Here is a 10634-nt window from a genome sequence, read left to right on the forward strand (position 1 = left end):
GGGCGGTGCGCCGGCCGGCGCACCGCCCTCACCGTTTCAGTCCTCCGTCGAAGAGTCCCCGTCGTCCGCCTCCGTGTCAGCATCCGCATCCGCGTCCGCCGGGTCCACGTCCGACGGGTCCGCATCGGGCTTCGGCGGCTTCGGAGGTTTCGTACGACCGCCGGGGTTGTCCCGCAGATAGGACGTGCTGTCGCTGCCGTCGGCCGTGGCGTGCCCGCCGGAGCCGCCCGGTCCGGACCCGTCCCGGCGCCGCAGATACCGCTCGAACTCGCGGGCGATCGCCTCGCCGGACGCCTCCGGCAGCTCCGCGGTGTCGCGGGCCTCCTCCAGCGACTGGACGTACTCGGCGACCTCGCTGTCCTCGGCGGCCAGCTGGTCGACGCCCACCTGCCAGGCGCGCGCGTCCTCGGGCAGCTCGCCCAGCGGGATGCGTACGTCGATCAGGTCCTCCAGGCGGTTGAGGAGGGCCAGCGTCGCCTTCGGGTTCGGCGGCTGCGACACGTAGTGCGGAACGGCCGCCCACAGCGACACGGCCGGTACGCCCGCGTGTGTGCACGCCTCCTGGAGGATGCCGACGATGCCGGTGGGGCCCTCGTACTTGGTCTCCTCCAGATCCATGCGCTGGGCCAGGTCCGGGTCGGACGTGACGCCGCTGACCGGGACCGGACGGGTGTGCGGGGTGTCACCGAGCAGCGCGCCCAGGACTACCACCAGCTCCACGCCCAGCTCATGGGCGAAGCCGAGGATCTCGTTGCAGAACGAGCGCCATCGCATCGACGGTTCGATACCGCGGACGAGCACGAGATCGCGCGGCTTCTCGCCGCCGACCCGGACGACCGAGAGACGGGTCGTGGGCCAGGTGATCTTGCGAACACCACCGTCCAGCCACACCGTGGGGCGGTTCACCTGGAAGTCGTAGTAGTCCTCGGCGTCCAGCGCCGCGAACACCTCGCCCTTCCACTCCCGGTCCAGGTGTGCGACCGCGGCGGAGGCGGCGTCGCCGGCATCGTTCCAGCCCTCGAACGCGGCCACCATGACTGGGTCGATCAGCTCGGGAACTCCCTCCAGCTCGATCACCCAGCGCCTCCTTCCGACGTGCCCTCGCTTAACGACCCAACCTTACGGCGTGCGGCGGGGGCGCCCGCAGCCCCCTTGCACGGGGGAGTGAACGGATCACTGCCCCGATCGTCACCTGGGGACACCACTCGTGGGGTGCTCCTCACAGGCTCGACCTGAGCCACTGCTCGACGCTCGCGATGTGCACGGTCGCCCAGGAACGTGCCGCCTCCGCGTCCCGGTCGCGCAGCGCCGCCAGGATCGCCCGGTGTTCGTGCAGGGTGCGGCTGACCGCGTCCTCCTGGGTCAGCCCGCGCCAGATGCGGGCCCGGGTGGTGGGCCCGGACAAGCCGTCCATCAGGGAACACAGCACGGAGTTCCCGGAGCTCTGCACGATGCCGCGGTGGAAGTCCAGGTCACAGGCGACCAGCTCCTCCACCGACGGACTGTCGCCCAGCTTGTCCAACTGTGCCGAGAGCGCGTCCAGTTGCTGCTCGCTGATCCGCAGGGCCGCCATCGCGGTCGCGGCCGGTTCCAGGATGCGGCGTACGGCCAGGAACTCCAGCACGGTGTCGTCGCGGTGGAAGTCGACGACGAAGCTCAGCGCCTCCAGCAGGAGCTGAGGGTCGAGGCTGGTGACGTACGTGCCGTCGCCCTGCCGTACGTCCAGGATCCGGATCAGGGACAGGGCGCGCACCGCCTCCCGCAGGGAGTTGCGGGACAGGCCGAGCTCGGCGGCGAGCTCGCTCTCCTTGGGGAGCCGGTCGCCGGGGCGCAGCGCGCCGGAGACGATCATGCCCTTGATCTTCTCGATCGCCTCGTCGGTGACTGCCATGACCGGCCTCCTCGTGCCCATTGCCCTGAGACATCGGATGTCTCAGCCACATTATGCGCTCTGCTCGGACAGGTGCCTCCAGATCGGCGATCACCGCTGTCGGGGAAGGTGGAACGCGGTGTGCGGCGCAGACCCGCCGTGTGCCAACCGGCCGGTGGTCAGGCCTGATACTCCTCCGCCAGCAGCCGCAGCGCCTCCAGCGAGACGACGGCACCCTTCCGGACGCCCGCCGCGACGATCTCCCGGTGCGGGTCGTACCCGCCGGTCATCTCCTCGTCGACCAGCTCGTCGGCGCTCACCCCGTCGACGACGAGGACGCCGCCCGCGACGAGCCCGCGCAGCGAGGCGGTCACGAACAGCGCCGACAGCTCCATTTCGATGGCCGCGAGCCCGGCACCGGCGTAGGAGAACAGCGGAAGGAGCCCCGGCTGGAAGGCCGCCCGCGTCCACACGATCCCCCGGTGGTGCGGGGCGCCGGCCGCGCGGGCCGCGCGCTGGAGCGCGAGGACGGCCTCCGGCGAGGACACGGCCGGGAACTCCGGGGGCAGCAACTGCTGCGTGACCCCGTCGTCCCGCACGGCCGCCTCCGCGATGACGAGGTCGCCGTCCCCTATGCCGGGCCTCATCGCGCCCGCCGTACCGAACCGGAGGAGCGTGCGCACCCCCGCGTCCGCCAGTTCCTGGAACAGCAGGATCGCGCCCGGCGCGCCCACCCCGTGCGAGGCGACCACGACCGGCAGATCCTTCCAACCGCCGCTGAACACACGGTATTCGCGGTGGTACGAGACCTCCTCGGCACCGTCGAGGAGCGCGGCGACGGCCGCCGCCCGCGCCGGGTCGCCGACGACGACCGCGTGCGCCGGGAGGCCGGTGCGCGGTATGCGGGCGATGGGCGACAGGTCCGGCGTCATGAGGCGGCTCCGAGGGAGTCGTACGGCGACGGCGGCGGGCCGTCGTGCGGGCGGTACGGCAAGCTCGACACTTCGAACAGTGGTTCTCCGAGGCCATGTACGGTATCGACACCCTCGGAACATCAGGAGTGACCCGTCATGTCCCACGAACTGCGCGCCGTCGAATGGACGGGTTCCGGCATCGCGCTGATCGACCAGAAGCTGCTGCCACACCGCACCGAGACGCGGCACGTCCAGGACGTGGACGCTCTGGTGGACGCCATCCAGCGCCTCGTGGTGCGCCGGGCCGCCGCCGGCACCATCCTGCGCGGCGAGGTCGACGCGGCGGTCGTCGGCGCCGACCGCATCGCGGCCAAAGGCGACACGGCGAACAAGGTCGGCACCGTGGGCATCGCCCTGGCCTGCGCGGACGCCGGCATTCCGTTCCTGGTCGCGGCCCCCACCACCACGGTCGACCTGGCCACCAAGACCAGCGACGACATCCACATCGAACTCCGCGACGGGACCGAGGTGCTGGAGTGGGCGGGCGTACGCACCGCTCCGGCCGGGTCCCGCGGCCACAACCCGGCGTTCGACGTCACGCCGGGGCGGCTGGTGACGGGGCTGGTGACGGAACGGGGCGTGCTGGAGGTGTCGGCGGGGCAGGTGCCGGGGGAGCACCTGCGGGACGCCGGGACCTCGACAGGGCGGGGCGCCGGTACTTCGGCAGGGACAGGGGAGTGAGCGTGATCGTGCTCGTGCTGGTCGGCGTGCTCGTGCTGGTCGTCGCGGGGTGCGTCTGCGTCGTGTGGGCGGCGCGCGGCGGCCCGGCCTGGGTGCGCGCGGTGGCGGCCGTGACGCTGGCGGCCGGTGAGCTGGCGCGCGGGGCGGGGCGGGGCGGCAGGAGTTCGGGTAGTAGCAGCAGCGGCGACGACGACTAGCCAGGACCTGTCCGGGCGGTTGCCCGCCCGGACGGCGTACGGCCAGGCTCTGCCGCGGCGGAGAGCTACCGCTGGCTCAGCTCCAACTCCAGCAGCCACTCCACCACTTCGATGTGATGGCGGGCCTGCCGCGGATCCGCGCCCCACACGTACAGCACCTCGACCGCTTCCTGCGCCGCGTCTGGACACAGTCCGTCGGCTACGCCGGCACGGAGATCGTCCGCCGCATCATCGGCTTCGCCCACCTGACGGAACCTGACGACCCTGCCCGACCCGGTCCCGGCGTCCCGCCGCGCCCTGCTGCTGGGGCGTGAACTGATCGTCCGTTGCGAGGAGTTGACGACACCCGACCACATCCGGGCGCTCGGATGACGGCCGTCGGGCCGCGTCGAACAGCACGGCGGTTCATGCGGTCACGAAGACACACGCACTGACAACTGGGCTCGCGGACAACCAGGCTCGCGAACAACCGGGCATGCGAAGGGGGCGGCTCCTCGGCTGGAGCCGCCCCCTTCGCGTCGTAGCGCCTACTCCTTGTCCAGCAGGTCCTGGACCTTCGCACGGACGTCGTCGGTCGCCAGGCCCCGGATCGTCAGCGTCGTACGGCGGCGCAGCACGTCGTCCGTCGTCTCGGCCCACTCGTTGTCACGGGCGTAGACGACCTGCGCCCAGATCTCCGGGGCGTCCGGGTGGACGCGCTCGGCGAGCTCCGGGTTGTCGTTGGCGATGCGGGCGATGTCGAAGGCCAGCGAACCGTAGTGCGTGGCCAGGTGCCTTGCCGTGTCCGCCGCCATGCGCGGGCCCGGCGCCGGGTGGTCGACGAGGAGACGGTGGGCTATCGCGCGCGGGTTGGCGACACCCGGCAGCGGCAGCTTCTTCGGCAGCGAGGAGATCGGCTCGAAGTCCTCGCCCAGGGGGTGTCCCGGCAGCGCCTCCAGCTTCTGCATGACCGTACGGCCGATGTGCCGGAAGGTCGTCCACTTGCCGCCCGCGACGGACAGCATGCCGCCCCTGCCCTCGGTCACCACGGTCTCGCGCTTGGCCTTCGCCGTGCTGCCGGGGCCACCCGGCAGCACGCGCAGACCCGCGAAGGCGTACGTGATGAGGTCACGGTCGAGCTGCTGGTCGCGGATGGAGAACGCGGCCTCGTCGAGTATCTGGGCCGTGTCCTTCTCGGTGACGGCGACGTCCGCCGGGTCGCCCTCGTACTCCTCGTCGGTCGTGCCGAGCAGCAGCATGTCCTCCCAGGGGAGGGCGAAGGTGATGCGGTACTTGTCGATCGGGGTGGCGAGAGCCGCCTTCCAGGGGGAGGTGCGCTTCAGGACCAGGTGCGCGCCCTTGGACAGCCGGATGGACGGGGCGGAGTTCGGGTCCTCCATCTTGCGCAGGTGGTCGACCCACGGGCCGGTCGCGTTCAGCACCAGACGGGCGCTCACACCGAACTCGTCACCGGACTGGCGGTCGCGCAGTTCCGCGCCCGTCACCCGGCCCTTGGTGAAGCGCAGGCCGGTGACCTCGGCGTGGTTGAGGACGACCGCGCCCGCCTCGACGGCCGCGCGGACCGTCATCAGCGCCATCCGGGAGTCGTTCATCTGGTCGTCGCCGTACACGGCCACGGCCTTGAGGTTGTCGGTGCGCAGCTCGGGCACGTCCTGCGCGGCCTTCGACGGCGAGAGCAGGTGCCCGACGCCGTCACCGAAGGCCGACAGGGCGGAGTAGGCGAAGACGCCCGCTCCCAGCTTCGCCGCGCCGTGCGGCCCGCCCTTGTACACGGGGAGGTAGAACGTGAGCGGGTTCGCCAGGTGGGGGGCCACCTGACGGGAGACCGCACGGCGCTCGAAGTGGTTCTCCGCCACCAGCCGCACCGCGCCGGTCTGCAGGTAGCGCAGACCGCCGTGGAGCAGCTTGGAGGAGGCGGAGGAGGTGGCGCCGGCGAAGTCGCCGGCGTCGACCAGAGCCACCCTGAGGCCGGACTGCGCGGCGTGCCAGGCGGTGGAGATGCCCAGGATGCCGCCGCCGATCACGAGAAGGTCGTACGACGCCTTGGCGAGCTGCTCCCGGGTCTCGGCTCGGCTCGGATTCGAGCCGAAGGCCGGGCGCGTACCGAGGGCAGGCACGGACTGCAGGGTGGACTGACTGGTCATTCGGGTTCTTACTCCTCGTCCTCGAGCCAGCCCATGGTCCGCTCGACGGCCTTGAGCCAGCTCTTGTACTCACGGTCGCGGATGTCCGCGTCCATGCGGGGGGTCCACTCGGCGGCCCGGCGCCAGTTGGCGCGCAGGTCGTCGGTGCTGGTCCAGAAGCCGACGGCGAGGCCGGCGGCGTAGGCGGCGCCGAGGCAGGTGGTCTCGGCGACCATCGGGCGCACCACGGGCGCGTCCAGGAAGTCCGAGAGCGTCTGCATCAGCAGGTTGTTGGAGGTCATGCCGCCGTCGACCTTGAGTGCCGCGAGTTCGACACCGGAGTCCTTGGTCATGGCGTCGCTGATCTCACGGGTCTGCCAGGCGGTGGCCTCGAGAACGGCGCGTGCGATGTGCGCCTTGGTGACGTACCGGGTGAGGCCGGCGATCACACCGCGGGCGTCGGGACGCCAGTACGGGGCGAACAGACCGGAGAAGGCCGGCACGAAGTACGCGCCGCCGTTGTCCTCGACCGACAGCGCGAGCGTCTCGATCTCGGCGGCGGTGCTGATCAGGCCCATCTGGTCGCGCATCCACTGCACCAGCGAGCCGGTGACGGCGATCGAGCCCTCGAGGGCGTAGACCGGCGTCTCGTCGCCGATGCGGTAGCCGACGGTGGTCAGCAGCCCGGAGTACGAGTTGATGATCTTGTCGCCGGTGTTCATCAGCATGAACGTGCCGGTGCCGTACGTCGACTTGGCCTCGCCCTCGGCGAAACAGGTCTGGCCGAACAGGGCCGCCTGCTGGTCGCCCAGCGCGGAGGCGACCGGGATGCCGCCGAGCAGGTCGCCCAGCTTGCCGCCGGTGATCTCGCCGTACACCTCGGCGGAGGAGCGGATCTCGGGCAGCATCGCCAGCGGGACGCCGATGGACTCGGCGATCTTGGGGTCCCACTCCAGCGTGTGCAGGTTCATCAGCATGGTGCGGGAGGCGTTGGTGACGTCGGTGACGTGCCTGCCGCCGTTGACGCCGCCGGTCAGGTTCCAGATGACCCAGCTGTCCATGGTGCCGAAGAGGATGTCGCCGGCCTCGGCGCGCGCACGCAGGCCCTCGACGTTGTCCAGCAGCCAGCGGGCCTTGGGGCCGGCGAAGTAGGAGGCGAGCGGAAGGCCGGTCTCGCGGCGGAAACGGTCCTGCCCGACGTTGCGGCCGAGCTCCCGGCACAGGGCGTCGGTGCGGGTGTCCTGCCAGACGATGGCGTTGTGGACGGGCTCACCGGTGTTCTTGTCCCAGAGCAGCGTGGTCTCGCGCTGGTTGGTGATGCCGATGGCCTTGATGTCGTCACGCGTGATGCCGGCCTTCGCGATCGCCGAGGCGACGACCTCCTGGACGTTGGTCCAGATCTCGGTGGCGTCGTGCTCGACCCAGCCCGGCTTCGGGAAGATCTGCTCGTGCTCCTTCTGGTCGACGGAGACGATACGGCCGTCCCGGTCGAAGACGATGCAGCGGCTGGAGGTGGTGCCCTGGTCGATGGCGGCGATGAAGGGGCCGGCGGTGTGGGCGTCGGTCACTGTGTGCTCCTGGAAGTCCGTGGTGAAGGGGCTGTACGTACGGCGCGTGCTGTCTGGCTCGCTGAGAGCCGGGCGCTCCTAAGCAAATGCGACGTTGTAGATGCCTGCAGCGATGGCGCCGCCGATCAGCGGACCGACCACCGGGATCCAGGCATAGCTCCAGTCGGAGCCGCCCTTGTTGGGGAGGGGCAGGAGGGCGTGCACGATACGCGGACCGAGGTCACGGGCCGGGTTGATCGCGTAGCCGGTCGGACCGCCGAGGGACAGACCGATCGAGACCACGACGAGCGCGGTGATCAGGGCGCCCAGGGTGCCGAGGCCGTCGCCGTTCGCGTTCAGGCCCTGCGTGAGGACGGCGAGCACCAGTACCACGGTGCCGATGATCTCCGTGGCGAGGTTCTGCCACACGACGCGGATCTCGGGGCCGGTGGAGAAGATGCCCAGGACCGGGCCCGCGCCCTTCTCCTGCGCCTCGACGGCCTTGGCCGTGGTGGCCTGCGCGCCCGGACCGCCGACGATCTCCTTGTCGGTGAGGTGCGCGTGGAACTGGCCGTAGTAGGCGACCCAGACCAGGGTCGCGCCGATCGCGGCGCCGAGCAGCTGGCCGGCCCAGTAGACCGGGACGTCGCTCCAGTCGCCGTCCTTGATGGCGAGGGCGAGCGTGACCGCCGGGTTGAGGTGCGCTCCGGAGAGCGGCGCCGAGGTGTATACGGCCGTCAGTACGGCGAAGCCCCACCCGAAGGTGATGGCGAGCCAGCCGGCGTTGCGTGCCTTGGAGGCCTTCAGCGTGACGGCGGCGCAGACGCCGCCGCCGAGCAGGATGAGTATGGCGGTACCGATGGTCTCGCCGATGAAGATGTCGGAGCTGGACACCCGCGACTCCTTTGTCCTTCGTCCAGGGAAAGCAGAACCCCGGGTCCCTCCGGTGGTTCGCGTGCCCTCGGGGGTGAGGGCGATGCCGGCCCTTGGCGTTGTCACACTCTAGCGCGTATTGCCGGTAGGTGTTCGACAATGCCGACCGATGGACGGGAGTCTTGCTCCGGCGTTACGCGCACGTCAAGAGCTCTGTTGGCGAAAACGCGATCGTTATTGATTGGCGCGAACTTCGATCTTGAGTTCGATACAGACGGCTGTGGAACGGGCACGGTGTGTGCCGATCTCACTGTTTGCCCCGTTGTGTCAGGTTACGACTGAGGGCCGGCACGTCGACTCGACGTACCGGCCCTCAGTCGTACGGTGCTCAGAACCGCCCGGCGCCCAGGTCCCGCGACACCGCGCGGGCGCAGTCCCGCACCGCGGCGATCAGCTCGGGACGCAGTTCCCCGTCCCGGCGCAGCCGCTCCACCGCCCCGGTTATGCCGACCGCGCCCACCGGCATGCGCCGCCGGTCGTGGATGGGCGCGGCGATGGACGCGACGCCCTCCCAGGTCTCCTCGACGTCGGCCGCGTACCCACGCGCGCGCGTGACGTCGAGAATCTGCTCGAACTCGTCGAGATCGCAGACGGTCCGCTCGGTGAACGCCTTGCGGTCGCTCTCCAGCGCCTCGCTGTGCGCGACCGGGTCATAGGCCGACAGGACCTTGCCCAGCGCCGTGCAGTGCAGGGGCTGCATGGCCCCGATCTCCAGCACCTGCCGGCTGTCGTCCGGCCGGAAGACGTGGTGCACGATCAGCACGCCCTGCTGGTGCAGCACGCCCAGATGAGTGCTCTCCCCGCTGGAACGGGCCAGGTCGTCCGTCCACACCAGGGCACGCGCCCGCAGCTCGTGCACGTCCAGATAGGTGGTGCCCAGGCGCAGCAGCTCCGCGCCCAGCTGGTAGCGGCCCGAGGCGTCGTCCTGCTCCACGAAGCCCTCCTGCTGGAGGGTGCGCAGAATGCCGTGCGCGGTGCCTTTGGCGAGGCCCAGCGACGAGGCGATGTCCGAGAGGCCGAGCCGCCGCTCGCCGCCCGCGAGGAGCCGCAGCATCGCGGCCGCCCGTTCGAGCGACTGGATGTTCCGTGCCATCGCCGTTCCGCCTCCGTCCCCTTCGACCGCCGTTCCGCGACGCTCGCTGCCGCCGTTCGGCAATGTCGAACACTACCGGTCCATGCCGACCTCCCGCTAACGGTCGACCCGATTCTGTTGCGTCACTCGTATCCCCTGCGTGACCCTGCCGCCATCCTTGTCCGCCCCGTGGACGCCCTGACCAGCAGCCCCCGGCCCCGGTTACCCTGGCGGCGTGCGCCCCCGGGAGAGTTCACACGGGTGACGCAAAGCCGACAGCCGTCGCACCTCGAGGGAGCCCTTTCATGGCCTCTGTGCCGCCGACCCCTTCCGCCGACAGCCGGACTCGTGTGTCCGCGCTCCGAGACGCGCTCGCCTCCCGTGTGGTGGTGGCCGACGGAGCGATGGGCACCATGCTCCAGGCCCAGGACCCCACGCTGGAGGACTTCGAGAACCTCGAAGGCTGCAACGAGATCCTGAACCTGACCCGCCCCGACATCGTCCGCTCCGTCCACGAGGCGTACTTCGCCGTGGGCGTCGACTGCGTCGAGACGAACACCTTCGGCGCCAACCACACGGCCATGGTCGAGTACGACATCGCTGAACGCGTCTACGAGCTGTCCGAGGCGGGCGCCCGCATCGCCCGCGAGACCGCCGACGAGTACGCAGCCCGCGACGGCCGCACGCGCTGGGTCCTGGGCTCGGTGGGCCCGGGTACCAAGCTCCCCACCCTGGGCCACATCGCGTACCCGACGATCCGCGACGGCTACCAGACCAACGCCGAGGGCTTGCTGGCCGGCGGCGCCGACGCGCTGATCGTCGAGACCACGCAGGACCTGCTCCAGACCAAGGCCTCCGTGATCGGAGCCCGGCGCGCGATGGAGGCGACGGGCGTCGAGGTTCCCCTTGTGGTCTCGATGGCCTTCGAGACCACCGGCGTGATGCTGCTGGGTTCGGAGATCGGTGCGGCGCTGACCGCGCTGGAGCCGCTGGGCATCGACATGATCGGCCTCAACTGCTCGACCGGTCCTGCCGAGATGAGCGAACACCTGCGCTATCTCACCCGCCACTCCCGCATCCCGCTGCTGTGCATGCCCAACGCCGGCCTGCCGATCCTGACCAAGGACGGCGCCCACTTCCCCCTGGACCCGGAGGGGTTGGCGGATGCGCAGGAGACGTTCGTCCGTGATTACGGCCTCAGCTTGATCGGTGGTTGTTGCGGGACGACGCCGGAGCA

General features: G+C 70.6%; 10 protein-coding genes and 2 pseudogenes. 4 read left to right on the top strand and 8 right to left on the bottom strand.

Features of this window, described 5'->3' with window-relative positions:
* Positions 1-36: 36 nt before the first annotated feature.
* The 3 genes from ACWBNA_RS46060 to ACWBNA_RS46070 all read right to left on the bottom strand — a co-directional run bounded on the left by ACWBNA_RS46060 (position 37) and on the right by ACWBNA_RS46070 (position 2802).
* On the bottom strand, positions 37-1077 hold the full coding sequence (locus ACWBNA_RS46060; protein WP_482710585.1) for a PAC2 family protein: 1041 nt from the start codon (positions 1075-1077) through the stop codon (positions 37-39).
* Positions 1078-1219: 142 nt separating this feature from the next.
* Positions 1220-1891: a FadR/GntR family transcriptional regulator gene (locus tag ACWBNA_RS46065; protein ID WP_383876062.1), complete on the bottom strand. Its 672-nt coding sequence runs from the start codon at positions 1889-1891 to the stop codon at positions 1220-1222.
* Between the two features lie 158 nt (positions 1892-2049).
* Complete coding sequence (locus tag ACWBNA_RS46070; protein WP_482710586.1) at positions 2050-2802, bottom strand: phosphorylase family protein; 753 nt, start codon at positions 2800-2802, stop codon at positions 2050-2052.
* 138 nt (positions 2803-2940) lie between these two features.
* Between ACWBNA_RS46070 and ACWBNA_RS46075 the strand changes: the two genes are divergently transcribed.
* Both ACWBNA_RS46075 and ACWBNA_RS46080 read left to right on the top strand, forming a co-directional pair.
* Positions 2941-3525, top strand: coding sequence for a translation initiation factor eIF-2B alpha/beta/delta subunit family protein (locus tag ACWBNA_RS46075; RefSeq protein WP_482710587.1), 585 nt, complete (start codon positions 2941-2943; stop codon positions 3523-3525).
* A gap of 2 nt (positions 3526-3527) precedes the next feature.
* Positions 3528-3722, top strand: coding sequence for a hypothetical protein (locus ACWBNA_RS46080; RefSeq protein WP_482710588.1), 195 nt, complete (start codon positions 3528-3530; stop codon positions 3720-3722).
* A gap of 65 nt (positions 3723-3787) precedes the next feature.
* Here ACWBNA_RS46080 and ACWBNA_RS46085 read toward each other — a convergent pair.
* Positions 3788-3877 (bottom strand): annotated as a pseudogene (locus ACWBNA_RS46085) (methylthioribulose-1-phosphate dehydratase); the annotation flags it as partial.
* Between ACWBNA_RS46085 and ACWBNA_RS46090 the strand changes: the two are divergent.
* Positions 3878-4094 (top strand): annotated as a pseudogene (locus ACWBNA_RS46090) (S-methyl-5-thioribose kinase); the annotation flags it as partial.
* Positions 4095-4249: 155 nt separating this feature from the next.
* On the opposite strand, the gene ACWBNA_RS46095 reads toward ACWBNA_RS46090, so the two are convergent.
* The 4 genes from ACWBNA_RS46095 to ACWBNA_RS46110 form a co-directional block, all read right to left on the bottom strand.
* Positions 4250-5866, bottom strand: coding sequence for a glycerol-3-phosphate dehydrogenase/oxidase (locus ACWBNA_RS46095; RefSeq protein ID WP_482710589.1), 1617 nt, complete (start codon positions 5864-5866; stop codon positions 4250-4252).
* An 8-nt stretch (positions 5867-5874) separates the two neighbouring features.
* Positions 5875-7413 (bottom strand): glycerol kinase GlpK, encoded by a 1539-nt coding sequence (gene glpK, locus ACWBNA_RS46100; protein ID WP_482710590.1) that lies wholly within the window; start codon positions 7411-7413, stop codon positions 5875-5877.
* Between the two features lie 78 nt (positions 7414-7491).
* Complete coding sequence (locus ACWBNA_RS46105) at positions 7492-8286, bottom strand: MIP/aquaporin family protein (protein ID WP_482710591.1); 795 nt, start codon at positions 8284-8286, stop codon at positions 7492-7494.
* A gap of 367 nt (positions 8287-8653) precedes the next feature.
* Complete coding sequence (locus tag ACWBNA_RS46110; RefSeq protein WP_482710592.1) at positions 8654-9418, bottom strand: IclR family transcriptional regulator; 765 nt, start codon at positions 9416-9418, stop codon at positions 8654-8656.
* 284 nt (positions 9419-9702) lie between these two features.
* Between ACWBNA_RS46110 and ACWBNA_RS46115 the strand changes: the two genes are divergently transcribed.
* Positions 9703-10634 (top strand): homocysteine S-methyltransferase family protein (locus ACWBNA_RS46115; protein ID WP_482710593.1); only part of this gene is annotated, 932 nt, incomplete at its 3' end.

This window comes from Streptomyces sp. Q2 (assembly GCF_056820935.1).

What these genes read in the sequence shown, in the direction of transcription:
- ACWBNA_RS46065 (WP_383876062.1), bottom strand. Translation starts at nt 1,891, where the DNA reads ATGGCAGTCACCGACGAGGCGATCGAGAAGATCAAGGGCATGATCGTC.
- ACWBNA_RS46070 (WP_482710586.1), bottom strand. Translation starts at nt 2,802, where the DNA reads ATGACGCCGGACCTGTCGCCCATCGCCCGCATACCGCGCACCGGCCTC.
- ACWBNA_RS46075 (WP_482710587.1), top strand. Translation starts at nt 2,941, where the DNA reads ATGTCCCACGAACTGCGCGCCGTCGAATGGACGGGTTCCGGCATCGCG.
- ACWBNA_RS46095 (WP_482710589.1), bottom strand. Translation starts at nt 5,866, where the DNA reads ATGACCAGTCAGTCCACCCTGCAGTCCGTGCCTGCCCTCGGTACGCGC.
- ACWBNA_RS46110 (WP_482710592.1), bottom strand. Translation starts at nt 9,418, where the DNA reads ATGGCACGGAACATCCAGTCGCTCGAACGGGCGGCCGCGATGCTGCGG.